The organism is Acidovorax sp. YS12 (assembly GCA_021496925.1).
Taxonomy (GTDB): domain Bacteria; phylum Pseudomonadota; class Gammaproteobacteria; order Burkholderiales; family Burkholderiaceae_C; genus Paenacidovorax.
This window is the reverse complement of the sequence record CP053915.1, coordinates 1,476,132-1,502,246: the sequence shown is the minus strand read 5'-3', so window position 1 is coordinate 1,502,246 and position 26,115 is coordinate 1,476,132. Positions and strand designations below refer to the sequence as shown.

Annotated in this window: 21 protein-coding genes; 14 read left to right on the top strand and 7 right to left on the bottom strand. The window is 66.8% G+C overall.

The genetic code is table 11. The annotated features are described in order from the left end of the window. Positions 1-36 precede the first annotated feature (36 nt). Genes YS110_06780 through YS110_06755 form a run of 6 tightly spaced genes read left to right on the top strand, consistent with a single transcriptional unit; the run spans position 37 to position 4,257 of the window. Positions 37-366, top strand: coding sequence for a type II toxin-antitoxin system Phd/YefM family antitoxin (locus YS110_06780; GenBank protein ID UJB64466.1), 330 nt, complete (start codon positions 37-39; stop codon positions 364-366). A gap of 9 nt (positions 367-375) precedes the next feature. Next, positions 376-780 carry a type II toxin-antitoxin system VapC family toxin gene (locus YS110_06775; protein ID UJB67381.1) on the top strand — a complete coding sequence of 135 codons (405 nt, stop codon included), beginning with the start codon at positions 376-378 and terminating at the stop codon, positions 778-780. Then, a complete protein-coding gene (locus YS110_06770; GenBank protein ID UJB64465.1) occupies positions 777-1,187 on the top strand; it encodes a nucleotidyltransferase domain-containing protein in 411 nt (136 codons plus the stop codon). The genes YS110_06775 and YS110_06770 overlap by 4 nt, the downstream gene beginning before the upstream one ends. Further along, the gene (locus YS110_06765) at positions 1,177-1,596 is read left to right on the top strand and encodes a DUF86 domain-containing protein (GenBank protein UJB64464.1); all 420 of its coding nucleotides are present in this window, start codon (positions 1,177-1,179) and stop codon (positions 1,594-1,596) included. The genes YS110_06770 and YS110_06765 overlap by 11 nt, the downstream gene beginning before the upstream one ends. Beyond that, on the top strand, positions 1,589-2,629 hold the full coding sequence (locus tag YS110_06760) for an ABC transporter permease (protein UJB64463.1): 1,041 nt from the start codon (positions 1,589-1,591) through the stop codon (positions 2,627-2,629). Before YS110_06765 ends, YS110_06760 begins: the two co-directional genes overlap by 8 nt. Further along, positions 2,626-4,257, top strand: a complete 1,632-nt coding sequence (locus YS110_06755) for an ABC transporter ATP-binding protein (GenBank protein UJB64462.1) — start codon at positions 2,626-2,628, stop codon at positions 4,255-4,257. The genes YS110_06760 and YS110_06755 overlap by 4 nt, the downstream gene beginning before the upstream one ends. Positions 4,258-4,291: 34 nt before the next feature. Here the strand turns inward: YS110_06755 and YS110_06750 are convergent, their stop codons facing one another. The 5 genes from YS110_06750 to fumC form a co-directional block, all read right to left on the bottom strand. Beyond that, complete coding sequence (locus tag YS110_06750; protein ID UJB64461.1) at positions 4,292-4,600, bottom strand: hypothetical protein; 309 nt, start codon at positions 4,598-4,600, stop codon at positions 4,292-4,294. Beyond that, positions 4,597-6,249: a PepSY domain-containing protein gene (locus YS110_06745; protein UJB64460.1), complete on the bottom strand. Its 1,653-nt coding sequence runs from the start codon at positions 6,247-6,249 to the stop codon at positions 4,597-4,599. The genes YS110_06750 and YS110_06745 overlap by 4 nt, the downstream gene beginning before the upstream one ends. Before the next feature lie 63 nt (positions 6,250-6,312). Continuing rightward, complete coding sequence (locus tag YS110_06740; protein ID UJB64459.1) at positions 6,313-8,718, bottom strand: TonB-dependent siderophore receptor; 2,406 nt, start codon at positions 8,716-8,718, stop codon at positions 6,313-6,315. Positions 8,719-8,858: 140 nt separating this feature from the next. Next, positions 8,859-10,181: a sigma-70 family RNA polymerase sigma factor gene (locus tag YS110_06735; protein ID UJB64458.1), complete on the bottom strand. Its 1,323-nt coding sequence runs from the start codon at positions 10,179-10,181 to the stop codon at positions 8,859-8,861. Between the two features lie 7 nt (positions 10,182-10,188). Continuing rightward, positions 10,189-11,586 (bottom strand): class II fumarate hydratase, encoded by a 1,398-nt coding sequence (gene fumC, locus YS110_06730; GenBank protein UJB64457.1) that lies wholly within the window; start codon positions 11,584-11,586, stop codon positions 10,189-10,191. Positions 11,587-11,803: 217 nt separating this feature from the next. On the opposite strand from fumC, the gene YS110_06725 reads away from it, so the two are divergent. After that, positions 11,804-13,363, top strand: coding sequence for a fumarate hydratase (locus YS110_06725; protein ID UJB64456.1), 1,560 nt, complete (start codon positions 11,804-11,806; stop codon positions 13,361-13,363). 91 nt (positions 13,364-13,454) lie between these two features. On the opposite strand, the gene YS110_06720 is transcribed toward YS110_06725, so the two are convergent. Beyond that, the gene (locus YS110_06720; GenBank protein UJB64455.1) at positions 13,455-15,470 is read right to left on the bottom strand and encodes a TonB-dependent receptor; all 2,016 of its coding nucleotides are present in this window, start codon (positions 15,468-15,470) and stop codon (positions 13,455-13,457) included. Between the two features lie 195 nt (positions 15,471-15,665). Here YS110_06720 and YS110_06715 point away from each other — a divergent pair, with 195 nt between their 5' ends. The 7 genes from YS110_06715 to typA all read left to right on the top strand — a co-directional run bounded on the left by YS110_06715 (position 15,666) and on the right by typA (position 24,451). Further along, positions 15,666-16,037: a thioredoxin family protein gene (locus YS110_06715; protein ID UJB64454.1), complete on the top strand. Its 372-nt coding sequence runs from the start codon at positions 15,666-15,668 to the stop codon at positions 16,035-16,037. Between the two features lie 199 nt (positions 16,038-16,236). After that, positions 16,237-16,827 carry a ribosome maturation factor RimP gene (gene rimP, locus YS110_06710; GenBank protein UJB64453.1) on the top strand — a complete coding sequence of 197 codons (591 nt, stop codon included), beginning with the start codon at positions 16,237-16,239 and terminating at the stop codon, positions 16,825-16,827. A gap of 74 nt (positions 16,828-16,901) precedes the next feature. Then, positions 16,902-18,386, top strand: a complete 1,485-nt coding sequence (gene nusA / locus YS110_06705) for a transcription termination/antitermination protein NusA (protein UJB64452.1) — start codon at positions 16,902-16,904, stop codon at positions 18,384-18,386. Positions 18,387-18,410: 24 nt separating this feature from the next. Continuing rightward, positions 18,411-21,239: a translation initiation factor IF-2 gene (infB, locus tag YS110_06700; GenBank protein ID UJB64451.1), complete on the top strand. Its 2,829-nt coding sequence runs from the start codon at positions 18,411-18,413 to the stop codon at positions 21,237-21,239. Between the two features lie 3 nt (positions 21,240-21,242). After that, positions 21,243-21,620, top strand: a complete 378-nt coding sequence (gene rbfA / locus YS110_06695) for a 30S ribosome-binding factor RbfA (GenBank protein UJB64450.1) — start codon at positions 21,243-21,245, stop codon at positions 21,618-21,620. Continuing rightward, positions 21,617-22,609: a tRNA pseudouridine(55) synthase TruB gene (gene truB, locus YS110_06690; GenBank protein ID UJB64449.1), complete on the top strand. Its 993-nt coding sequence runs from the start codon at positions 21,617-21,619 to the stop codon at positions 22,607-22,609. The genes rbfA and truB overlap by 4 nt, the downstream gene beginning before the upstream one ends. 12 nt (positions 22,610-22,621) lie before the next feature. Next, positions 22,622-24,451, top strand: a complete 1,830-nt coding sequence (gene typA / locus YS110_06685) for a translational GTPase TypA (GenBank protein ID UJB64448.1) — start codon at positions 22,622-22,624, stop codon at positions 24,449-24,451. Between the two features lie 105 nt (positions 24,452-24,556). Here the strand turns inward: typA and YS110_06680 are convergent, their stop codons facing one another. Continuing rightward, complete coding sequence (locus tag YS110_06680) at positions 24,557-26,113, bottom strand: TerC family protein (GenBank protein ID UJB67380.1); 1,557 nt, start codon at positions 26,111-26,113, stop codon at positions 24,557-24,559. Positions 26,114-26,115: the final 2 nt, after the last annotated feature.

The following is a 26,115-nucleotide window of genomic DNA, read 5'->3' as shown; positions in this document are numbered from 1 at the left end:
TAATCGAGATGTTCATGTCTATTTGCGGAGGTCATCATGACGTGGAGCATTGCCAACGCCAAGCAGCAGTTCTCTGAAGTGGTGCGCCTGACCGCCGAGCGGCCGCAGGCCATCTACAACCGGGACAAGCCGGTGGCGATGATGATTTCGGTCGAGGAGTTCGAGGCGTTTTCCAGGTGGAAGGCCGAGCGCCGGCGGCCCGGGCTGCTGAACCAGTTCGCTGCAATCCGCGCCATGCTGATTGCCGAGGGGGCCGAGGACGGTATCGAGATTCCGCCGCGCACCGACCGCTACAACCCCATGACGGACGACCCGCATTACTGGGACGATGGGGGAGATGGTGAGCCCGATGGCGCAGGACGTTGACCCATGGCCATGTACCTCGCGGATACCAACGTCATCAGCGAACTGATGCGGCCTGCTCCGAACGCGGGCGTGCTGCGCTGGGCGGGTGGCCTGGATCAGGCTGCGGGCTTCGCGGTGTCGGTCATTTCCTTCGATGAAATCGTCTTTGGCCTCACGCACAAGCCCCGTCCCCGCTCGCTTGCCTTGTTCAATCTCCTGGCCGCAGGCAGCATGGTGCTGGGCGTGACGGAGGCCATCGCCCGCCGCGCGGGTGAGATGCGCGGCTTTCTCGCCGCACGCGGCCAGGTGCGCAGCCAGGCCGATATGCTGATTGCCGCTACCGTCCAGGTACACGCCCTGACCTTGGTCACGCGCAATGTGCGCGATTTCGACGACTGTGGTGTCGCAGTGCTCAACCCCTTCACGTTGCCATGAACGCGCAGCCCCTTGCATCCGAACCCATTGCGCGCTTGCTGCAAGCCCAGGTGCCGGGCCTGTTGGCCATCTACGCTTTTGGCAGCCGCGTGCAGGGCACGGCGGGGCCGGACAGCGACCTGGACCTGGCCGTGCTGGTGGCGGGCTATGCCGACCCGGTGCGGCTGTGGCAGCTGGCGGGCGACCTGGCCGGCGTGGCCGGCTGCCCTGTCGATCTGCTGGATTTGCGCGCGGCCTCCACGGTGATGCAGTACCAGGTCATCACCACGGGCCAGCGCTGGTGGGCACGCGATGCCCAGGCCGCGCTGTTCGAGAGCGCCATCCTGAGCGAGAAAACCGCTCTGGACACGGCGCGGGCCGGACTGCTGGCCGACATTCGGGAAAGAGGCAGCGTGTATGGCCGATGACGTGCTGATCAACAAGGCCGCGACCATCGAGCGCTGTGTGGCGCGGGCGCGCGAGGAGTATTTCAGCGCCTCGGCCACTTTCGCCACCGATTTCACCCGCCAGGATGCCGCCATCCTGAACATCCAGCGTGCCTGCGAGGCCGCGCTGGACATGGGGCAGCACCTGATCCGGCGCGACCGGCTGGGCGTTCCGCAAAGCGCGCGGGACGTGTTCGCGCTGCTCGCCCGCGAGGGCCGTATCGCCGTGCCGCTTGCCGAAGGCCTGCAGCGCATGGTGGGCTTTCGCAACATCGCGATGCATGACTACCAGAGTCTGCAATTGGCGATCACCGTCGCCATCATCGAAAGACACCTCGATGAATTCCTTCAGTACAGCAAGGCCCTCCTGCTGCACGATGCCGATGCCTGAGACCGCTGCCTCCCTCTCCCCCACGCGCCGCGCCTGGCGGCGCTTCGTGCGCAACCGGCTGGGCTACTGGAGCCTGGTGCTGTTTTGCGTGCTCGTGGTTCTGAGCCTGGGGGCCGAGCTCATCAGCAACGACCGCCCCCTGGCCGTGCGCTACGCGGGCCAGACCTACTGGCCGCTGTGGAAGGACTACCCCGAGAAGACCTTCGGCGGCGACTTCGAGACCACCACCGACTACCTCGACCCCTTCATCCGCGCGCAGCTCTCCAGGGACGGGAACTGGGCCCTGTACACGCTCAACCCCTATGGCAAGAACACCATCAACTACTTCGCCCAGGCGCCCAACCCTTCGCCGCCTTCGCGCGACAACTGGCTGGGCACCGACGACCGCGGGCGCGACCTGCTGGCCCAGCTCCTGTACGGCTTTCGCGTGAGCGTGCTGTTCGGCCTGGCGCTGACGGTGACGGGCGTGCTGCTGGGCGTGCTCACGGGGGCCATCCAGGGCTTCTTCGGCGGGCGCACCGACCTTGCTTTCCAGCGCTTCATCGAGATCTGGGGCTCCATGCCCGAGCTGTACCTGCTCATCATCTTCAGCGCCGTATTCGCGCCCAGCGTGGGCCTGCTGCTGGTGCTGCTGTCGCTGTTCGGCTGGATGGGCCTGTCGGACTACGTGCGCGCCGAGTTCCTGCGCAACCGCCAGCTCGACTACGTGAAGGCCGCGCGCGCGCTGGGCGTGCCCAACGGCCAGATCATCTGGCGCCACATCCTGCCCAACAGCCTCACGCCGGTGGTCACCTTCCTGCCGTTCCGCATGAGCGCGGCCATCCTGGCGCTGACCTCGCTCGACTTCCTGGGCCTGGGCGTGCCGCCGGGCACGCCGAGCCTGGGCGAACTGCTCTCGCAGGGCAAGGGCAGCATCGATGCGTGGTGGATCTCGCTGTCCACCTTCGCCGTGCTCGTCACCACGCTGCTGCTGCTCACCTTCATGGGCGACGCGCTGCGCGATGCGCTCGACCCCCGAAAGGCCGACCGATGACGACTCCCCCGCTGTTGCAAGTGCGCGGCCTGCGCGTGCGCTTTGGCGCCAAGGAGGTGGTGCATGGCGTGGACTTCGACATCGCCCCGGGCGAGAAGCTTGCGCTGGTGGGCGAATCGGGCTCCGGCAAGACCCTGACCGCCCTGAGCCTGCTGCGCCTCGCGGGCGATGCCGAAATCACCGGCCAGGCCTTGCTGGGCGAGCGCGACCTGCTACGGCTTTCGGAGCGCGCGCTGCGCGGCGTGCGCGGCGGCGAGATCGCCATGGTGTTCCAGGAGCCCATGACGGCGCTCAACCCGCTCATGACGGTGGGCCGCCAGATCGCCGAGGTTTTGGAACAAAAAAAGGCGCTAACGCCCGCCCAGAGCGCGCAAGCAGCTATCGAACTGCTAGCGAAAACGGGCATCCCCGAGCCCGCGCGGCGTGCGCGCAGCTACCCGCACCAGCTCAGCGGCGGCCAGCGCCAGCGCGCCATGATCGCCATGGCCCTGGCCAGCGAGCCCGCGCTGCTGCTGGCCGACGAGCCGACGACGGCGCTCGACGTGACGCTGCGCGGGCAGATCCTCGACCTGCTCTCCGAACTACAGCGCAGCAGCGGCATGGCCGTGCTGCTCATCACGCACGACCTGAACCTGGTGCGCCGCTTCGCCGACCGCGTGGCCGTGATGGAGCAGGGCGTGCTGGTGGAGCAGGGCAGTGTGGCGCAGGTGTTCACCGCGCCGCGGCATGCCTACACGCGCCGCCTCATCGCCAGCCAGCCGCGCCGCGACGTGCCCGAGCACGCATCCGCCCCCGGTACGGCGCCGGTGCTGCAGGCGCAGGGCCTGCGCGTGGCCTACCCCACGGCCTTGCCGGGCGTGCGCGGCTGGTTCGGCAAGGGCGAATTCGTCGCCGTGCAGGGCGCCAGCCTGCAGTTGCTGCCCGGGCGCACGCTGGGCGTGGTGGGCGAGTCGGGCTCGGGCAAATCCACGCTGGCGCAGGCCATCCTGGGCCTGCTGCCCTGCACCGGCGCGCTGCAGGTGGCCGGGCAGGCCTGGCAGCAGCCCGCCATGCGCAACACGCACGCCAACCAGCAGTTGCGCCGGCAGGTGCAGGTGGTGTTCCAGGACCCGTTCTCGTCGCTGTCGCCGCGCATGACGGTCGAGGAAATCGTCGGCGAGGGCCTGCACGTGCACGAAAGAGGCCTGTCCGCGCCGGCGCGGCGCGCCCGCGTGCAGCAGGCCCTGGCCGACGTGGGGCTGGCCGAGGCGCAGTTCCCCGGCCTGCTGGCGCGCTACCCGCACGAGTTCTCGGGCGGGCAGCGCCAGCGCCTGGCCATTGCGCGCGCGCTCATCACCGGCCCGCGCCTGCTGGTGCTGGACGAACCCACGAGCGCGCTCGACGTGACCATCCAGCAGCAGGTGCTGGGGCTGCTGCAGCGGCTGCAAAAGGAGCGCGGCCTGAGCTACCTGCTCATCACCCACGACGTGCAGGTGATCCGCGCCATGGCGCACGACGTGCTGGTGATGAAGGACGGCGCGGTGGTGGAGCAGGGCAGCGTGGCCCAGGTGCTGGATGCGCCGCAGCACCCCTACACGCAGCGGCTGGTGGCGGCCGCGGGGCTGGAGGACCATCCGGTGACCGGCTGACCATGGGCTGCGGCCTGGGCCGTGGCCGTGGCGGTCAGCGGATCTGCGCGGCGTCGATCTCCACCACCTGCCCGGGGCCGGCATCGATCAGCACATAGAAAGGAACCGCCGGCCTGTCGAAGGTGAACGATGCCTGCGCATCGAGTTTCCCCCGGACCAGGATGTGGTCGCTGCCGTTCAGCACGTCGATGCGCATGCCGGGAACCGGCTTGCCGTCGAACCCGCCCGTGCAGCGGACGGTTTGGCGCTCCATCTGCCGGCATTCGCCGAACGGGTGGTGGGCCGCGGCGGCCACGCAGGCCAGCAGCAGGCCGAGGGCCGGCGGGCAATGTGTCCATTTCATGGTTGTTGCTTTCTTTCCTGTGCCCATTTCACGGTGGCGGGCGAAGCGTCCGCCAGGGGAATGGCCAGGCGGTGCACGCTGCCGTCCCAGCCCTCCAGCGTCAGCCAGAGTTCGGCGTCGGGATCGAGGTTTTCCGGCACGCGCAAACTGGCGTCCATCCGGTACGGACTGCGCGTGAACAAGACGCCGGAGGTACGCATGTCGCCGCGTGGTTTGCCGGCCCGCAGATAGGCCGCCTTGAGCGAGTTCACGCAGCGCGGGCACGCCAGGCGGAATGTTTTCTCGTAAACCCCGTCATGCAGCTTCGGGGCTTCGGCGCGGGCCTCCGCCAGCCTGACCGGCCACGGGCCGACCTGGAATGGGCCGATTTCGCGCTGCCCCAGGCTGGCGCGGGCGGCCGGTTTCTGCATGGCCAGGTACGCCGGCAAATAGGCCAGCGGCAGGATCAGCAGCAGGCCGCTCAGATGGAAGCGCCAGCGTTTCCACGCGCCGGTGGCGGCCTTTCCTTGCAGCGCCGCCGCGGTTGCCTTGGCCGTGCGCTTCAGCCAGACCAGCAGGCCGGAAGCCACCATGGCGGTCAGCAGCAGCCCGAAGAAGAAATACACCAGCTTCAGCCACAGCCCGGCGAAGTCTCCGGTATGCAGCGGGCGCATCGATTTGGTGAACAGCTCCAGCCTGGAGTAGTCGGCAAGGCGCTGGACGTATTCCACCCGGGCCGTATAGGGGTTGACCTGGATGGATTCGCTCAGCAAGGGCCAACCGGCCGCCTGGCCGCGCACACCGATGGTGTGGAAGGCATGCGCGCCGAAGCCCAGAGAGAACGGCTCCACCGCCGGGAAGTGTTCGCGCATCGCCTGCGCTGCCCGGTCCAGGCCGATACGCGGCGCCGGCTGGCCGGCGGCCACCACGGGAATGTCTTCGCGGGCGACCAGCACCGGCAGATCGGGCGCCGTGGAGGGAAGCTCGTTGCCGGTGTCGTGCAGGATGGCATTCACCAGGAACCACAGCCCCGTCACCGCCATGACCAGGATGAAGGGTATCGACCAGATGCCGGCCAGCCGGTGCAGGTCGCCCCAGAACACTCGGCCGCCTTTGCCCAACCGCAGCCGGGGATGCGGGTACGCGCGCCAGAAGCGCTTGTAGACGACCATCCCGGTCACCAGCGAACCGAGCAGCGGCAAGGACAGCAGTGAAACCGCGTACCAGCCGAGGCTGTAGCCGTTGGTCAGCGGCATCAGCAGCCAGCCATGCAGCGCCCGGATGAATTGGCGAAACGACAGCCCGTCCGGCTCGCTGCCCTGGATGCGCCCGGTGTAGGGATTGACGTAATGCGAGACCAGGCTGCCGTCCGGGTGGTTGGCGCGTACCGTCCAGGCGAACATCGACTTCACGGGCCGTGTAATGCCCCGGATGACGACTTCGGGATGCTCGCGGGCAATGGCGGCGACGATTTCGTCGTAGCCCAGCATCCTGGCATCGCCCTCGGGCGGATGGGCGCGCACCGCCGGGTCGGCCAGCCAGACGATCTCCTGGCTGACGGTGGCGATGGTGCCGGTCAGGCACACGAAGAAAAGAAAGACCCAGATGGGCAGAGCCAGCCAGCTATGGGCCAGGAACCACCAGCGGGCGGAGGATTTGGATGGGTGCATGGGGGAGTCGCGAGCGCATGGGCCGAGGCATTCACGATGCCCCCGCCCTCTGACGGCGCAAGGTTAGAAGTTGCCGCGCAGGGTCAGCAGGAAATTGCGGGGCGCGCCAAACTGGCTGACGTTGTAGCTGTTGTAAATAGAGGCGTAGTAATACTTGTCAAACAAATTCTCGATATTCAATGCGGCAGACCAGGTCTTGTTGACCTGGTACGCGACCCGTGCATTCCAGATTGAATATCCTCCCTGAACAGGGTCTACCTTGGTGGCATTGCCGGTCCTCTGCTTGCTGCGGTAATTGACGCCGGTGCCGAAGCGCCACTTGCTCCATTCGCCGGGCAGTTGCCAGTCGGACCACAGGCGCAGCATGTGCTGGGGCGAGTTGTAATCGAATGGCTTGCCAATATTCGATGGAATACGGTCCTCCATATATTCGTTGCGGCTGTAGGTGTAACCCCCGCTGACTTGCCAGCCGAGTGCCAACTGGCCATGTGCTTCCATCTCGATGCCTTCGCTGCGAACCTTGCCTGCGGCACGCGAGCAATAACCGTTGCCGCCATTGCCGCAGACCATCGGGGCATCGTCGTCCCGAACAGCACGGTTCTTCTGGTCGACACGAAAAACAGCCGTTGATATGTTGAGTTTTCCATCGAAAAGCTCGCCTTTGATGCCGGTTTCGTAATTGGTGCCCACGATTGGCTGCAAGACGTTCAGTTGCACATCCGTGGCTGTCTGCGGCTGGAAGATATCGGCATAGCTGGCATAAAGCGACCACTGGGGCGTCAAGGCATAGACCACGCCTGCGTAGGGCGTGAAAATCCCCTTTTCCTTCATATCCTGGTAAGTGGTCGCGGCCGTACTTATTTCCGTGCGCATCGCATACCGATACCAGCTGGCACGCCCGCCCAGAACAAGGGCCAGATCGTCCGTCATGTGGCTGCGGAGCATGCCATACAGGCCCTTTTGCAGCGTTTCCCTCTCGGCATCCACAATTTGCGTCGGCGCGGTCGTTCCCAGCCTCGGGGCGTCATGGTTGAGATGGAAGACGTCATAGGTCGTGTGATTTTTGTACTGGATGTACCCATCGTCTCTTCTTTGCTTGGCGTAATTTCCGCCCAGCACCACATCGTGTGCTATTCCGAAGGTGTTGAATCGACCGGACAGGGTCGCGTCGAAACCCAGGGATTCCGCACCATAGTCATAGATATACCCCCAAGAGCCAACGGTTCCGCCATTCAGGGGAACACCTCCACTGGCGGTGGACTCGGTTGAGTCATATTTTTCATTGACGTAAGTGCTGGAGAACTTGAATTTCCAGTTGGAACTGATGCGGTGGTCCAGGTCAAGGAAAACCTGGGTTTCGCGACGCTTCGCGTCATTCCATCCAGCCCCCATATAGGTGGAGCGGGGTATATCCAGGGCACTCCCATCCGCATGGCGCAGAATGCCGGTGCCCGTCAAACTGGCGCCATTCAAGCCCGAATGCGCAATGCCGAATCCCACGCTGGTATCTGGCGTCGCATCGAAATCCAGTGCCGCATAGGCGTTGAGGCCCCGGTCGTGGATGGTGTCGATGAAAGAGCGCTTGTCCTCATAGTCCAGCACGACGCGGCTGCGTACCCGCCCCTCGTTGTCCAGGGCTCCGCCAGTTTCCAGCCGGGCTCCGTAGTTGTCCCAGGAGCCGATCCGGCCATCGATTTTGAGCGTTTTCTCCGCCAGGCCGCGCTTGCGCACCAGGTTGATGGCACCTCCGGGATTCCCGGCTCCTTCGAGCAATCCCTGGGCGCCGCGCAGCACCTCGATGCGGTCCAGATAGGCAGAGCTGGCCGTAAAGGTATTCCCCCAGCTCGAAGTGCGCAGCAGCGGCACGCCATCGTATTGGATGTTGGGGGCCTGGAATCCGCGTGAATAAAAGTCGCTTCCGCCGCCTGGCCGCTTGTAAACAGTGACGCCAGGGGTGTTTGCCAAGACCTCCTCCACCGTTTCCAGCCCTTGATCGTCCATTTGCTGCCGTGTGATCACGGTGACGGACTGCGGGATGTCCTTCAGGGATTGCACGCCTTTGAACAAGGTGGCACCGCGCGTGGCGTAAGAGCCCGAGTCTTCCGTGGCGGCGTTGCGCTCGGTCTGTCCCGTCACCTTGACTTCGCCCAGGGTGGTGTCCGCCCCCAAGGGGGCGGGAGCCAGCGTCCACGTCGCCCCGTTGTGCCGCGCCTCCAGGCCGGAGCCGCGCAGCAGTTGGCGCAGCGCTGCCTCGGCGTTGTGCGCGCCATGCACCGGCTGGCTCGTCTTGCCCGTGCCCAGGGCGGGCGAGAACACGAGTTGCACGCCCGACTGCTGGGCGAAGCGCGCCAGCGCGTCGGCCAGGGGCTGGGCGGGGATGTCGAACTGCGCGGTCTGCGCGTTCGCGTGCAGGCACAGGGCGGCCAGCGCGGCGGCGGTCAGGGTGAGGCGGAAGCGGTTGCGTTGCATGAGGTGGTTTTCCTTTCACCGCTACAACGAACCAGGGCCTTTGTTTCCTGAATGGAAATTTCGGTTGCTACAAGAACAGTAGCTTCTAGCGCTTGCTGGACAAGCGCTGGAGGCCATTTTTGCTTGAATTCTTGGATGGCTCAGCGGGCCGCGACGCTCCAGCGCCCCTGGGCCAGCCGCACGCGCACGGGCACGGCGGATGGCAGGGCGCGCACGAAGTCCTCGGCCTGTGCGATGCGCACCTGGCCCGACAGGCGCAGCGCCGCTGCGCCGCCATCCACGTCCACGGGGCGCGGCAGGTAGCGGCGCAGGCGCTCCACGGCTTCGCCCAGCGGCACGTCGTTCAGGGCCACCACGCCCTGGCGCCAGGGGGCGGCGGGCACGCCGGAGCGTACCTGCGGGGCGGCGGGGCCTTTCCCGGGGGCCATTGGCACGCGCAGGGCCTGGCCCGGGTGCAGTTCGTGTGCGGCGCGCACCTCGCCGTCCGCACCAAGGGATTCGACGCGCACGTGCCCGGATTCGACCTGTACTTCCACGTCGCCGCCTGGCAGGCGCTCGACGCCGAAGCGCGTGCCGAGCACGGTAACGCGCACGCCGCCGTCGCCGCCACTCCCGGATTGCGGCACGTCCACGACGAAGGGGCGCTCCGCGTCGCGCGCCACGTCGAAGAATGCCGCGCCCGCGAGCAGTTGCGCGCTGCGCCGCGCGGCGTAGTAGGCCAGTTGCACGCGGCTTTGCGCGTCGAGCGTGACGCTGCCGCCGTCGGGCAGCGGCTGGCGCAGCGTCTGCCCGTGGCCGGTGGCGGCCAGGTGCTGCCACTGGGGTAGGAGCAGGCGCAGGGCGCGCCATGCGCCGGAGCCCAGCACGCCTAGGCCCGCCACGCCGAGCAGGGCCGAGAGCGCGCGGCGACGCCCGCTGCCGCGCTTGGCTTGCGGCGCGCCGCCGTGCCAGCGCTCCATGGCAGCCTGCACGCGGTCCATGGCCAGCATCATGTCGCGCTCGACCATGTTGCGCGAGATGCCGAACTCCGCCGCCAGCGCGCCCTGGTCCTCGCCGTTGACGCGGTGGCGTAGGAAGACCTGGCGCGCGCGCTCGGGCACGGTGGCCAGCGCGGCCTCGACCGCGTCGATGGCCTGGCGGTACATCAGCGCCTCGGACTCGTCGGGCACGCCCTGGCCCACGCCGGGCAGCGCCTGCGCGTGGCGCTGCGTCACGCTGTCGTGGCGGCGGCGGTCGGTGACGAGGTTGCGCGCCATGGTGAAGACGTAGGCGCGGGCCTCGGATTCGCACTGCACGGGCGGGGTGTCGCGCAGGCCCATGTCGGCCAGACGCAGCCAGGTATCGTGCGCCACGTCGCGGGCCTCATCGGCGCTGCCGGTGCGGCGCGTGAGGTAGCGCACGAGGTCGCGGTAGCTGTCGCGAAAGCTCGCGAGCAGCGGCGAGGCGGCGGCCTGGGCGGTCATGGCGTTATCAGCGGCCGACCATGTTCTCAGGCACGACCCACTGGTCGAACTGCTCGCCCGTGACGTGGCCCGAGGCAATGGCCGCCTCGCGCAGGCTGGTGCCTTCCTTGTGGCCCTTCTTGGCGATGTAGGCGGCCTTGTCGTAGCCGATGTGCGGGTTCAGCGCGGTCACCAGCATCAGCGACTGCTTGACCAGGTAGTCGATGCGTTCGCGATTCGGCTCGATGCCCACGGCGCAGTTGTCGTTGAAGCTCACGATGCCGTCGGCCAGCAGGCGCACGCTCTGCAGGAAGTTGTGCGCGACGAGCGGGCGGAACACGTTCAGCTCGAAGTTGCCCGACATGCCGCCGATGTTGATGGCCACGTCGTTGCCCATGACCTGCGCGGCCAGCATGGTGACGGCCTCGCTCTGCGTGGGGTTGACCTTGCCGGGCATGATGGACGAGCCGGGCTCGTTCTCCGGGATGCTCAGCTCGCCGATGCCGCTGCGCGGGCCGCTGGCGAGCCAGCGCACGTCGTTGGCGATCTTGTTCATGCTGGCGGCCAGGGTCTTGAGCGCGCCGTGGGCGTGCACCAGCGCGTCCTGCGTGGCCAGCGACTCGAACTTGTTGGGCGAGGTGACGAAGGGCAGGCCGGTGATGGCGGCCAGTTCCTGGGCCACGCCTTCGGCGTAGCCCTTGGGCGCGTTCAGGCCCGTGCCCACGGCGGTGCCGCCGAGCGCGAGTTCGTAGAGGTGCGGCAGCGCGTCCTTCACGTGCCGGGCGCCGTGCTCCAGCTGGGCAACCCAGCCCGAAATTTCCTGGCCCAGCGTGAGCGGCGTGGCGTCCTGCAAATGGGTGCGGCCGATCTTGACGATGCCGTCGAAGTCCTTGGCCTTTTGCGCCAGGGTTTTGCGCAGCACCTCGATGGCGGGCAGCAGCTTGTTAGTGAGCGCATCCACGGCCGCGACGTGCGATGCGGTGGGGAACACGTCGTTGCTCGACTGGCTCTTGTTCACGTCGTCGTTGGGGTGCACCAGGCGGCCTTCGCCGCGCTCGCCGCCCAGCAGCTCGCTGGCGCGGTTGGCGATGACTTCGTTGAGGTTCATGTTGGTCTGCGTGCCCGAGCCGGTCTGCCAGACCACGAGGGGGAATTCATCGGGGTGCTTGCCGTCGATGACTTCCTGCGCGGCGGCGACGATGGCGTCCTTCTTCTTCGCGTCGAGCAGGCCCAGCGCGTGGTTGACGGCGGCCGAGGCGCGCTTGACCTGCGCCAGCGCACGGATGACCTCGCGCGGTTGGCGCTCGCCGGAGATGTCGAAGTTCTGCAGCGAGCGCTGCGTCTGCGCGCCCCAGAGCTTGTCGGCGGGGACTTCGATGGGGCCGAAGGTGTCACGTTCGATGCGGGAGGCATTGCGGGTGGTCATGTCAGGCGGGTTCCGATGGACAACGAATGGAGAAGGTCAGGAATGAAAACGCAGGCGCCGCCCGCAGCGGTGGTTCGGGCAGCCACCGGCAAGCATACATAAAACGAAAACCATTCTCATTCATGGGGTGCGCGGCAAACCGGGTATCAGCTTTGCGCAAGGGTGCGCGGCGATAATCCAGGAGCATTCGTTTTCCCAACAACTACAGCCCCCCACCATGAGCACCACCATCCGGTACCACGACCTCGTGGAATCCATTGCCGCGTCCCTGCAGTACATCAGCTACTACCACCCCGCCGACTACATCCAGCACCTGGCCCGCGCCTACGAGCGCGAGCAGAGCCCGGCGGCCAAGGACGCGATGGCGCAGATCCTCACCAACAGCAAGATGAGCGCCACGGGCCACCGCCCGATCTGCCAGGACACCGGCATCGTCAACGTCTTCCTGAAGGTCGGCATGGACGTGCGCTGGGAAGGCTTTCCCGCCGGCCTGGGCCTGGAAGACGCCATCAACGAAGGCGTGCGCCGCGGCTACAACCACCCGGACAACACGCTGCGTGCCTCGGTCGTCGCCGACCCGCAGTTCGCCCGCAAGAACACCAAGGACAACACCCCCGCCGTCATCAGCGTGCAGATCGTGCCCGGCAGCGCGGTGGACGTGACCGTGGCCGCCAAGGGCGGCGGCAGCGAGAACAAGTCCAAGATGGTCATGATGAATCCCAGCGACAACCTGGTGGACTGGGTGCTCAAGACCGTGCCCACGATGGGTGCGGGCTGGTGCCCGCCCGGCATGCTGGGCATCGGCATCGGCGGCACGGCGGAGAAGGCCGTGCTGCTGGCCAAGGAAAGCCTGATGGAAGACCTGGACATGTACGCGCTGCAGGCCAAGGCCGCGCGCGGCGAGAAGCTGGACCAGGTGGAAGAGCTGCGCCTGGAGCTGTACGAGAAGGTCAACGCGCTGGGCATCGGCGCGCAGGGCCTGGGCGGCCTCGCTACCGTGCTGGACATCAAGATCAAGATGTATCCCACGCACGCGGCCAGCAAGCCCGTGGCCATGATCCCCAACTGCGCCGCCACGCGCCACGCGCACTTCGTGCTGGACGGCAGCGGCCCCGTGTACCTGGAGGCGCCCAGCCTGGACCTGTGGCCCAAGATCGACTGGGAGCCCGACTACAACAAGTCCAAGCGCGTCGATCTGAATACGCTGACCAAGGAAGAGGTGGCGAGCTGGAAGCCCGGCGACACGCTGCTGCTGAACGGCAAGATGCTCACCGGCCGCGACGCCGCGCACAAGCGCATCCAGGACATGCTGGCCAAGGGTGAGAAGCTGCCCGTGGACTTCACCAACCGCGTCATCTACTACGTGGGCCCCGTGGATCCCGTGGGCGATGAGGCTGTGGGCCCCGCCGGCCCCACCACCGCCACGCGCATGGACAAGTTCACCGACATGATGCTGGAGAGAACCGGCCTCATCGCCATGATCGGCAAGGCCGAGCGCGGCCCCGTGGCCATCGAGAGCATCAAGAACCACAAGAGCGCTTACCTCATGGCCGTGGGCGGCGCCGCCTACCTGGTCAGCAAGGCCATCAAGCAGGCCAAGGTCGTCGGCTTCGAGGACCTGGGCATGGAAGCCATCTACGAGTTCGACGTGGTGGACATGCCCGTCACCGTGGCCGTGGACGCGGGCGGCACCAGCGCCCACATCACCGGCCCGGCGGAATGGAGCAAGCGCATTGCCAGCGGGGAGTTCAAGGGCATTGAAGTGGCATCGGCCTGACGGGGCATCTTGCCTTCTGTGAAAAAACAAAACCGCCCTGGGGCGGTTTTGTTTTCCGGGCAAGCGCTTTCCGGGATGGCGGCAGGCCTGCTCAGAACTTCTTGGTCACGAACAGGTTCAGCGAGCGCTCCGCGCCCGGCATCTGTCCATACGGGGCGTAGCGGCGGTCGGTCAGGTTGTTGAGCTCGGCCACCATGCCCAGGCCGGCGCCGAAGTCCGCATGGGCGCGCAGGTTGAGCGTGCCGTAGCCGGCGGCCGAACCGGCCAGCGTGCCGGTGTCGCCACGCAGCTCGACCTTGCTTTCGCCGCGCACGAACAGGTCCACGCTGCCCGTGATGTGGTCCCAGCGCCAGTCCTTGCGCAGCCCGAGCTTGCCGGAGAACGTGGGCGAGCCGCCGTCATACGTGTTGTAGCCATTGCCGTAGCGCAGCTGGCGGCGCATGGCGGCGAACGAGGTGTACGGCGTCAGGCCCCATGCGCCGAGCGCGTGCTCGGCGTACAGCTCCAGGCCCGAGCTGTGCGCGGCATCGACGTTCTGGTACGTGCCCGTGGTGCCGGAGGACACGGTGGCGATGTAGTCCTTCGAGCGGGCGTGGAACAGCGTGGCGTCCAGCACCGTGCCGTCGGCCGCGTAGCGCGCGCCCAGTTCGTAGGTGGTCGATGTCTCGGGCTTCAGGTCGGGGTTGCCGGTCAGCGTGGTGCCGCCGCCGGTGGTGGTCAGGAAAAGCTGGCCCAGCGTCGGGTAGATGTAGCCCTGCGAGACGTTGGCGCGCAGCGCCAGGCGGCTGGAAGGCGTCCACACCAGGCCGGCTGAACCCAGGAACTGGCTGTCGGAGCCGTCCTTGGTCGCGTTGGCCTTGCCGTTGGTGGCGGATTCGCGCAGGTCCGAGCGCACGCGCGAGCCGCGCGCGCCCAGGGTGGCGGTCAGGGTGTCGTTCAGTGCGATCTCGTGCTGGCCGAACACCGACAGCGTGCGCGTCTTGGCGTCGTCGTAGCGCAGCGAGGTCGTGGTGGTGCCCGGCGGGGTGCGCGTGGTGTCCGTCGCCTTGTCGGCGGCCAGGCCGTCGTCCTCCCATTCGACGCCCGCCACGGTGCGGCTGCCGGGCGAGAACTTCATCTCCGCGCGCATGGTCAGGCCGCTGGTGGTCTGCTTGTCGATGGACGTGGACAGCACGCGGATCTTCATCGGGCCGGCGGCGGTGCTGACGTCGTTGCGGAAATCGCGGTCGATGGTCTGGCGGTACAGGTTGACGCCGAGCTTGGTCAGCCATGGCGTCAGCTGCGTGCCTTCGTAGAACAGCGAGACCTTGCGCAGGTCGCGGTGCGGCAGCGCGATGAGGAAGCCCGGCTGGCCCACGTACACATTGGCCGCCAGGTCGTAGGCCTGGGCCTTGACGCCGAAGTAATGCTGGCCGAGCCGGTAGCCCAGGTGGCCCGAGACGTTGCGGTCTTCCACGTCGGAGGGCGCCAGCGTGCCTTCGGGCGTGCGGCGGTCGCCCTGCTTCATGCGGCCTGCGCTGAGGTTGTAGTCCAGCGCGCCCGGCCCCGCGTTGACGGTGCCCGCCGCCGTGGCCGAGGCGCGGTGGCCGCGCGTGGCCGACAGGTAGCCCGCCGTGGCGCTGAGGCTGAAGGGTTTGGCGGCACCCGTCTTGGTGACGATGTTGATCACCCCGCCGATGGCGCTGCTGCCCGAGACCACTGAGGACGAGCCGCGCACGATCTCGATGCGCTCGATCGTCGTCGGATCCACCAGCACGGGCTGGCCGTAGTTGGTGTGGTCGGTCAGCTTCTGTCCGTCGATCAGGATGGCCACGCGCCGCGCCGATTCGCCCCGGATGGCGATGCGCTCGATGCCTTCCTCCGAGATCTGCACGCCCGGCACGTCGCGCAGCAAGGTGGCGATGGACACCGGCGCGGTCTGTTCGATGGCTTCGCCCGAGATCACCGTGATCGAGGCGGGACTGCGCATCACCTCGGTCGGCAGGCCGGTGCCGATGACGGTGACCGTGTCGAGCTCCTTGACTTCGGTTTGCGCGAGGGCGGGTGCGGTGGCGGCGGCTGCGCAGAATCCCGCGCCGAGCATGAGGGCGCGGCCCAGTTGAGACATGACGGTTCCTTTCGTCGAGAGACAAGCTGAGGCCTGTACCTGGCGAAAGGCTGGGGAGGCACGAAAGAAATGCATGTTACATGGTGTTTTGATAATGAGAATTGATTGCAATCAATGCGGACGTGCATTGCCCGCGCTTCGGGTTCCGGCGGCGCTACCATCGCGGTCTTTGGCTGAAGCCCGCAGGAGTTCCGAATGACGCTCGACACCGCTGCATCCCCCACGCCCGCCGCCTGGCGGGTCGTGTGCCTGTGCGCGGGCTGGTGCGGCGTCTGCCGCGAGTACCGGTCCGTGTTCGACGCGCTGGCCGTGGCGCATCCGCAGGTGCGTTTCGACTGGGTGGACGTGGAGGACGAAGAAGCGCTGGTGGACGATGTCGATGTCGAAACCTTTCCCACGCTCCTGATCGCCGATGCGCGGCAGGCGCATTTTTTCGGTCCGCTGCTGCCCCAGGCGGGCGTGCTGGAGCGGCTGCTGGCCAATCTGCAGCGCGGCGCATCCGGTTCGGAGGGCGCGTCCGCCGAGGCGCAGGCGCTGTGGCTGCGTCTGCGCGCCGCGCGTGAATAAGGGGCGGATGGGCGCCGGTCTTTGCCAAAGAGGGCGCAAAAGGATACAATGCGAGTCTCACGACCAAACGGGCGGGTACCAACCGCCCGTTTTTTTTGGTCGAATGGATTGTGGAGCTCGAAGCTGCCGGAACCAGGGGAGAGAACCAGGGTTCGGGTGGCTGTCGGGTTTTTCGTATTGGCAGGATCGAACCGAACCCGTGGCATTGCAGCAAATCGTTGAACAAACCGTGACCGGACTGGGCTACGACCTGGTGGAAATAGAGCGTTCCGCCGGGGGCTTGCTGCGCATTACCATCGATTGGCCCTGGCAGCCGCCCGTGGAAGGCGCGCAGCCGTTGCCGGAGCAGTTCGTTACCGTCGAGGACTGCGAAAAGGTCACGCGCCAGCTGCAATTCGCCCTGGAGGTCGATGGTGTCGATTACAAGCGCCTGGAGGTCTCTTCCCCGGGGATCGACCGGCCGCTGCGCAACACGCTGGATTTCGAGCGCTTCACCGGCGAAGTGATCGACATCACGCTGAAGGCCCCCATGGGGGCTGCTGCCGCGGGCCAGGTCAGCGCCAACCGCAAGAAATTTCGTGGCCAGCTCTCCCGTGCCGAGGCCGGGGGCTGGCAGATCGTCTGGAGTGACGAGCCTCCCCTGAAGCCGGGACAGAAGGTCAGCAAGAAGCGTGTGCCCGCGCCGCTGCAGGTGCTGGGCTTCACGCTCGATGAGCTGCGCGAGGCGCGCCTCGCGCCCATCGTCGATTTCAAGGGGCGCGGCGCCAAGAAGGCGCCGGCGCAGGGCTAGTCGTCAAAAAGCATGGGGTGATCGGCTGGGTGCGGCTGGCGCCCGGGTGATTGGAAAAATAGGAGAGTCGTCGCATGAATCGCGAACTGTTGATGCTGGTCGAGGCCATTTCGCGCGAGAAGAACGTCGAGCGCGACGTGGTTTTCGGGGCGGTGGAGCTGGCCCTGGCCCAAGCCACCAAGAAGCTGTACGAGGGCGAGGTGGACATTCGCGTGTCCATCGACCGCGACAGCGGCAACTACGAGACTTTCCGCCGCTGGCTGGTCGTGCCCGACGATGCCGGCCTGCAGAATCCCGATGCCGAGGAACTGCTGATGGATGCGCAAGAGCGTGTCGAAGGCATCCAGGTAGGCGAGTACATCGAGGAAACCATTGAGTCGCTGCCCATCGGCCGCATCGGTGCCATGGCCGCCAAGCAGGTCATCCTGCAGAAGATTCGCGACGCCGAGCGCGAGATGCTGCTCAACGACTTCATGAGCCGTGGCGAGCGCATCTTCACCGGCACCGTCAAGCGCATGGACAAGGGCGACATCATCGTCGAGTCCGGCCGCGTGGAAGGCCGCCTGCGCCGTTCCGAGATGATCCCGAAGGAAAACCTGCGCAACGGCGACCGCGTGCGCGCCATGATCATGGAGGTGGACCTGACGCTGCGCGGCGCGCCCATCATCCTGTCGCGTGCGGCGCCCGAGTTCATGATCGAGCTGTTCCGCAACGAAGTCCCCGAAATCGAGCAGGGCTTGCTGGAAATCAAGAGCTGCGCGCGCGACCCTGGCAGCCGCGCCAAGATCGCCGTGCTGAGCCATGACAAGCGCGTGGACCCGATCGGCACCTGCGTCGGCGTGCGTGGCACGCGCGTGAATGCCGTGACCAATGAGCTCGCGGGCGAACGCGTGGACATCGTGCTGTGGAGCGACGATCCAGCGCAGTTCGTCATCGGCGCGCTGGCGCCTGCCAACGTGCAGTCCATCGTGGTCGATGAGGAAAAGCACGCCATGGACGTGGTGGTGGACGAGGAAAACCTTGCCATCGCCATCGGCCGCGGCGGGCAGAACGTGCGCCTGGCTTCCGACCTCACGGGCTGGAAGATCAACATCATGGACGCGGCCGAGTCGGCGCAGAAGCAGGCCGAGGAAACCAGCGCCACGCGCAAGCTGTTCATGGAAAAGCTCGATGTGGACGAGGAAATCGCCGACATCCTGATCGCCGAAGGCTTCGAGAGCCTGGAGGAAGTGGCCTATGTGCCGATCCAGGAGATGCTCGACATCGAGAGCTTCGACGAGGACACCGTCAACGAGCTGCGCGCGCGTGCCAAGGATGCGCTGCTCACCCTGGAAATCGCCCGCGAGGAAAGCGTGGGCAGCGCGTCGCAGGACCTGCGCGACCTCGAAGGCCTGACGCCAGACTTGCTGGGCAAGCTGGCCGAGGGCGGCGTGCACACGCGCGACGACCTGGCCGATCTGGCCATTGATGAGCTGACCGAACTGACCGGCCAGTCCGCTGAAGACGCCAAGGCATTGATCCTGAAGGCGCGCGAGCACTGGTTCACGGGGCAAGAGTAAAGGTCAGGGAGGTACGTACCGAATATGTCGATGAACACTGTCGCCGAGTTTGCCGCTGAACTCAAAAAATCGCCCGAAACCCTCCTGGAGCAGCTCAAGGCCGCCGGGGTGGCCAAGGCTTCGTCGCAGGACGCCCTGACCGAGCCTGACAAGCAGAAGCTGCTTGCCTACCTGCAGGCCAGCCATGGCACGGCCGAGCGCAAGAAGATCACGCTGGTCAAGAAGTCCACCAGCGAGATCAAGCAGGCCGATGCCACGGGCCGGGCGCGCACGATCCAGGTGGAGGTGCGCAAGAAGCGCACCCTCATCAAGCGTGACGAGACCGACGCCGAGGCCTCTGGCGCTGCCATGCATGCCGCGCCGTCCCAGGAGGACCAGGAACTGGTGCGCCGCGAGGAAGAGGCGCGCCGCCAGGCCGAGCTGATCAGCCGCCAGGAAGAAGAGCTGGTGGAGCAGCGCCGCGAACGCGAGGAGCGCGAACGCCGCGAGCGCGAGGCCGAGGAGCGTGCTGCTGCCTACGCTGCGCAGGAGGCGCAGAAAAAGGCACAGGCCAACGCCGCGCGCGAGGAAGCCCAGCAGCAAGCCGCTGCCGACGCCTCGGCCCGTGCCGTGGCCCAGGCCGAGGCCCGCGCCAAGGCGGAAGCCGAGTCCCAGGCCCGTGCGGCCGAGGAGTCCGCGCGTGCCAAGGATCTGGACGAGCGCCGCCGCAAGGCCCTGGCGGAGGCCGAGGCCATTCGCGCCATGATGGCCGCGCCCAAGAAGGTGCTGGTGGCCAAGAAGCCGGTGGAAGAGCCCAAGCCCGCCGCTGCGCCCGCGGCCGACGCCAAGAAGGGCACGCTGCACAAGCCTGCAGCAGGCAGCGCTGGCGCACGCGCCGGTGCCCCGGCGGCGGCGCCTGGCGGTGCCGGCAAGGAGGTCAAGTCCGCCAAGCTGTCCTCGAGCTGGGCCAACGACACCGCCAAGAAGAAGGAAATCAAGACCCGCGGCGATACCAGTGGCGGCGTGGGGCGCAACAACTGGCGCGGCGGTCCGCGCGGCCGCCGTGGCAATGACCGTGATGAGCGCCAGCACCAGCAGGCCGCGCCGGTCGAGGCGCGCATCATCGAAGTGCACGTGCCCGAGACCATCACCGTGGCTGAGCTGGCGCACAAGATGGCCATCAAGGCGAGCGAGGTCATCAAGGCGCTGATGAAGATGGGGCAGATGGTCACCATCAACCAGCCGCTGGACCAGGATACGGCCATGATCGTGGTCGAGGAAATGGGCCACAAGGCCGTGGTGGCTGCGCTGGACGACCCCGAGGCCTTCACCGACGAGGAAGTGTCGAACCAGCAGGCCGAGCTGCTGCCGCGTGCGCCCGTGGTCACTGTCATGGGCCACGTGGACCACGGCAAGACCTCGCTGCTGGACTACATCCGCCGCTCCAAGGTGGCGGTGGGCGAAGCCGGCGGCATTACGCAGCACATCGGCGCCTACCATGTGGAAACGCCGCGCGGCGTGGTGTCGTTCCTCGACACCCCCGGCCACGAGGCCTTCACGGCCATGCGTGCCCGCGGCGCCCAGGCGACCGACATCGTCATCCTGGTGTGCGCGGCCGACGACGGCGTGATGCCCCAGACGCGCGAAGCCATCAAGCACGCGAAGGCGGCCAAGGTGCCCATCGTCGTCGCCATCACCAAGGCCGACAAGCACGAAGCCAATCCCGAGAAGGTCAAGCAGGAGCTGGTGGCCGAAGAGGTGGTGCCCGAAGAATATGGCGGCGACTCGCCCTTCGTGGCCGTCTCCAGCAAGACCGGCATGGGCATCGACGAGCTGCTGGAGCAGGTGCTGCTGCAGGCCGAGGTGCTGGAGCTGAAGGCCCCGGTGGACGCCATGGCCAAGGGCCTGGTGATCGAGGCCCAGCTCGACAAGGGCCGCGGCCCCGTGGCCACGGTGCTGGTGCAGTCCGGCACGCTCAAGGTGGGCGACGTGGTGCTGGCCGGCCAGACCTATGGCCGCGTGCGCGCCATGAACGACGAAAACGGCAAGGCGACGAAATCTGCTGGCCCTTCCATCCCCGTGGAAATCCAGGGCCTGTCGGAAGTACCGCAGGCCGGTGACGAATTCATGGTGCTGTCCGACGAGCGCCGCGCCCGTGAAATCGCCACCTACCGTGCGGGCAAGTTCCGCAACACCAAGCTGGCCAAGCAACAGGCCGCCAAGCTGGAGAACGTCTTCGCCGAGATGCAGGCGGGCGAGGTGCAGACCCTGCCCATCATCATCAAGGCCGATGTGCAGGGCTCGCAGGAGGCGCTGGCCGCCTCGCTGCTCAAGCTCTCGACCGACGAAGTGCGCGTGCAGCTGGTGTACGCCGGCGTGGGCGGCATCAGCGAAAGCGACGTGAACCTGGCCATCGCCTCCAAGGCGCTGGTCATCGGCTTCAACGTGCGTGCCGACGCCAATGCCCGCAAGGCGGCCGAGACCAACGACGTTCAGCTGAACTACTACAACATCATCTACGACGCGGTCGATGATCTGAAGGCCGCCATGTCCGGCATGCTGGCCCCCGAGCAGCGCGAGGAAGCCCTCGGCACGGCCGAAATCCGCACGGTGTTCGTGGCCTCCAAGATTGGCACAGTGGCCGGTTCGTACGTCACGTCGGGCCAGGTCACGCGCGGCTGCCGTTTCCGCCTGCTGCGCGAGAACGTCGTCATCTACACGGGCGAGGTCGAGTCGGTGCGCCGCATGAAGGACGACGTCAAGGAAGTCAAGGAAGGCTTCGAGTGCGGTATCAAGCTCAAGAACTACAACGACATCCGCGAAGGCGATGTGCTGGAGCTCTTCGAGATCAAGGAAATCGCGCGGACCCTGTAAGCCATGGCAGCGAAGAAATCCTCCACGCCGGGCCGCGGCTTCAAGGTCGCGGACCAGATCCAGCGCGATCTGTCCGAGCTGATCCGCGAGTTGAAAGACCCGCGCATCGGCATGGTGACGCTGCAGGCCGTCGAGGTGACGCCAGACTACGCTCACGCCAAGGTGTTCTTCAGCGTCCTCATCGGCGACGCGGACGCCACCCAGGAGGCGCTGAACCAGGCCGCGGGCTTCCTGCGCAACGGCCTGTTCAAGCGCCTGCACATCCATACGGTGCCCACGCTGCATTTCCTGTTCGACCGCACCACCGAGCGCGCGGCCGACATGAATGCGCTGATCGCGCGCGCGGTCGCCTCGCGTTCCAAGGACGACGACGCAGCATGACCGAACGCGCTCCCCGCATCCGGGTGCAGCGGCGCCCGGTGCACGGAGTGCTGCTGCTCGACAAACCCCTGGGTTTTTCCAGCAACGACGCCTTGCAGAAGGTGAAGTGGCTGTTGCGCGCCGAGAAGGCCGGCCACACCGGCACGCTCGACCCGCTGGCCAGTGGCGTGCTGCCGCTGTGCTTTGGCGCCGCCACCAAGTTCAGCCAGCTGCAGCTCGATGCGCCCAAGACCTACGAGGCCGTCGCCCTGCTCGGCATGACCACCAGCACCGGCGACGCCGAGGGCGAGGTGCTGCAGCGCCGCGAGGTCGATCCCGCCCAGCTCACGCCCGAGCGCCTGGCCGCCGTGCAGGCGCAGTTCACCGGCCCCATCCGCCAGGTCCCGCCGATGCACAGCGCCCTGAAGAAGGACGGCAAGGCGCTGTACGAGTACGCGCGCGCCGGCGTGGAAGTCGAGCGGCCCGCGCGCGATGTCGAGATTCATGCATTGAATCTGGCCCTAACCCAAGCTGGGCAAGCGCAACCAGCTATCAAAATAAGAGTCCAGTGCAGCAAGGGCACCTATATCCGCACCCTGGGCGAGGACATCGGCCAGGCACTGGGCTGCGGTGCGCACCTCAGCTTTCTGCGCCGCGTCGAAACCGGCGGCATTGGCGTGGCGCGCTGCGTCACGCTGGCGCAGCTCGAAGCCATGGCCGAAGACGAGCGTCTGGCCTGCGTGCAGCCGGTGCAGACCCTGCTGGCTGGTCATGCCGTGGTCACGCTGAATGAGCAGGATGCCGGGCGCTTCCTCTCCGGCATGCGCCGGCGCGGGCCCTGGCCCGATGCCGGCGCCGTGGCCGTCTACGCCGAGCATCCGCCCGCGCTGCTGGGCGTGGCCCATGCGCGGCAGGGCGAACTGATTCCCGACCGCCTGCTCAGTCCCCTCGAAATACAGCAAATCCTGCAAGGCCCGCACAACGGTGCCGAACCCTCCAAGACACATTGAAAGCCACCCGCTATGAGCACTCAAATCCGCAACATCGCCATCATTGCCCACGTTGACCATGGCAAGACGACCATGGTCGACCAGCTGCTGCGCCAGTCCGGCACGTTCGCTGCGCACGAGAAGGTCGTCGATACCGTGATGGACAACCACGCCATCGAGCGCGAGCGCGGCATCACCATCCTGGCCAAGAACTGCGCCGTGAGCTGGGAAGGCACGCACATCAACATCCTCGATACACCCGGCCACGCGGACTTCGGCGGCGAGGTGGAGCGCGCCCTGTCCATGGTGGACGGCGTGGTGTTGCTGATCGACGCGCAGGAAGGCCCGATGCCGCAGACGCGCTTCGTCACCAAGAAGGCGCTGGCCCTGGGCCTCAAGCCCATCGTGGTGGTGAACAAGGTGGACAAGCCCGGCGCCAACCCCGACAAGGTGGTGAACGCCGCGTTCGACCTGTTCGACAAGCTGGGCGCGAACGACGAGCAGCTCGACTTCCCCGTGGTCTATGCCTCGGGCATCAACGGCTGGAGCGCGCTGGAGCAGGGCGCCCCGGGCGAGCAGTGGGGCCCCGACATGTCGGCCCTGTTCAACACCGTCCTGAAGCATGTGCCTTCGGTCAAGGGTGACCCGGACGCGCCGGTGCAGATGCAGATTTCCGCGCTCGACTACTCCACCTTCGTGGGCCGTATCGGCGTGGGCCGCATCAACACCGGCACGCTGCGCGCGGGCCAGGACGTGGTGGTCATGGCCGGGCCCGATGGCGCCAGCTACAAGGGCCGCGTCAACCAGATCCACAAGTTCCAGGGCCTGGACCGCGTGCAGGTCAACGAGGCCGGCCCGAGCGACATCGTGCTGGTCAACGGCATCGAGAACATCGGCATTGGCGAGACCATCACCGACCCGCTGAACCCGCAGCCGCTGCCCATGCTGAAGATCGACGAGCCCACGCTGACCATGAACTTCTGCGTGAACACCTCGCCGCTGGCCGGCCGCGAAGGCAAGTTCGTCACCAGCCGCCAGATCTGGGACCGCCTGCAGAAGGAGCTGCGCTCGAATGTGGCGCTGCGCGTCAAGGAAACCGACGAGGACGGCATTTTCGAAGTGTCCGGTCGCGGTGAACTGCACCTGACCATCCTGCTGGAAGAAATGCGCCGCGAAGGCTACGAGCTCGCGGTGTCCAAGCCGCGCGTGGTGTTCAAGGACATCGACGGCGAGCGCTGCGAGCCGATCGAGCTGGTGACCGCCGACATCGAGGAAGGCCACCAGGGCGGCGTCATGCAGGCCCTGGGCGAACGCAAGGGCGAGCTGGTCAACATGGAACCCGATGGCCGGGGCCGCGTGCGCCTGGAGTACCGCATCCCGGCGCGCGGCCTGATCGGCTTCACCAACGAGTTCCTGAACCTGACCCGTGGTTCCGGCCTGATCTCCAACATCTTCGACAGCTACGAGCCGCACAAGGGCGAGATCGGCGGCCGCAAGAACGGCGTGCTGATCTCCATGGACGACGGTGAAATCTTCACCTACGCCCTGGGCAAGCTGGACGACCGTGGCCGCATGTTCGTCAAGGCCGGCGATCCGGTGTACGAAGGCATGATCGTCGGCATCCACAGCCGCGACAACGATCTGATCGTCAACGCCACCCGCACCAAGCAGCTGACCAACTTCCGCGTCAGCGGCAAGGAAGATGCCATCAAGATCACGCCGCCTATCGACCTGACGCTGGAATACGGCGTCGAGTTCATCGAGGACGACGAACTGGTGGAAATCACGCCCAAGAGCATTCGCCTGCGCAAGCGCCACCTGAAAGAGCACGAGCGCAAGCGCGCCAGCCGCGAAGGCGCATAAGCCCTTCCCGCCATGCAAAAAACCCGGCGCTGCCGGGTTTTTTTTAAGGGTTTTTCGGGGTTTGGCCTTGCTGGGCAAGCGCTGGCAGCTATTCTTTTAATAGTTTCACGCCGCTGCCAGAGCCGGTTCGATGCGCCGCACGTCCACCAGCGCGATGCGGCGCTTGTCCATGCGCAGCACCTCGAAGCGCAGGCCCATGGCCTCCAGCACCTCGCCCTCGGCGGGCAACTGCTCCAGCCGCGCCAGCAGGAAGCCGGCCACCGTGCTGTAGTCGTCGCTGTCGGCCAGCGGGCGCACGTCGGTCGCGGCTTCGAGTGCGTGCAGGTCGGCCAGGCCATCGACGATCCAGTGCCCCGGCGTGGCCTGGGGCTGGATCTCGGTTTGCTCGCCTTCGTCGGGGAACTCGCCGGCAATGGCTTCGAGCAGGTCGATGGGCGTCACCAGGCCGAGGATGCTGCCGAACTCGTCGCTGATCAGCGCCACCTGGGCGCGTGAGTGGCGCATCTGCTCCACCAGCTTGACCACGTTCACCGAGGCCGGCACCACCAGCGGCTGGCGCAGGCTGCGCGTCAGGTCGATCTTGCCGTAGGCCAGCAGGTCGGCCAGCAGGTCGCGCGCGCGCGCCACGCCCGCGAGGCGGTCGAGCTCGCCATGGGCCACCGGAAAGAGGCCGTGGCGCGTCTGCACCAGCTGCGCGCGCAGTGCTTCGGGCTCCTGGTCCAGGTCGATCCACTGGATGTCGGCGCGCGGCGTCATCACCGACTGGGCGCTGCGCTCGGCCAGCGACAGCACGCCGCTGACCATGTGGCGCTCCTGCTGGCCGAAGGCCGGTGCTTCCGCGGGGCTGTCCGGTGCATGCGGGGTATCGCTGGCCGGGGTGTTGCGGCCGCCGAGCAGGCGCAGGATGGAGTCGGCCGTGCGCTCGCGCAGCGGCACGCGCGCCTCGTTGCGCAGCACGTTGCGGCGCGCCCACTGGTTGAAGAACTCGATCATGATCGAGAAGCCGATGGCCGCATACAGGTAGCCCTTGGGCAGGTGGAAGCCCAGGCCCTCGGCCAGCAGGCTCAGGCCGATCATGAGCAGGAAGCTCAGGCACAGCACCACCACGGTGGGGTGGGCGTTGACGAAGCGTGTCAGTGGCTTGGAGGCCAGCAGCATCACGGCCATGGCGATGACGACGGCCGCCATCATCACGGCCAGGTGGTCGACCATGCCCACGGCGGTGATGACCGAGTCGAGCGAGAACACCGCGTCGAGCAGCACGATCTGCGCCACGACCACGCCAAAGCTGGCGTAGGCCCGCGGGGCATCGCTGCTGCTGTGCTGCGAGCCTTCCAGGCGCTCGTGCAGCTCGGTGGTGGCCTTGAACAGCAGGAACAGCCCGCCGACCAGCAGGATCAGGTCGCGCCCCGAAACACTCACCGGCCCGGCGCTGAACAGGGGCGTGGTGAGCGTGACCAGCCAGGACATGGCCGACAGCAGCACCAGGCGCATGCCCAGCGCGAGGCCCAGGCCGATCACGCGGGCCCTGTCGCGCTGGTCGGGCGGCAGCTTGTCGGCCAGGATGGCGATGAACACGAGGTTGTCCACCCCGAGCACGATCTCCAGCACGATCAGCGTGAACAGGCCGATCCAGATCGAAGGGTCCGAGACCCAGTGCAGGT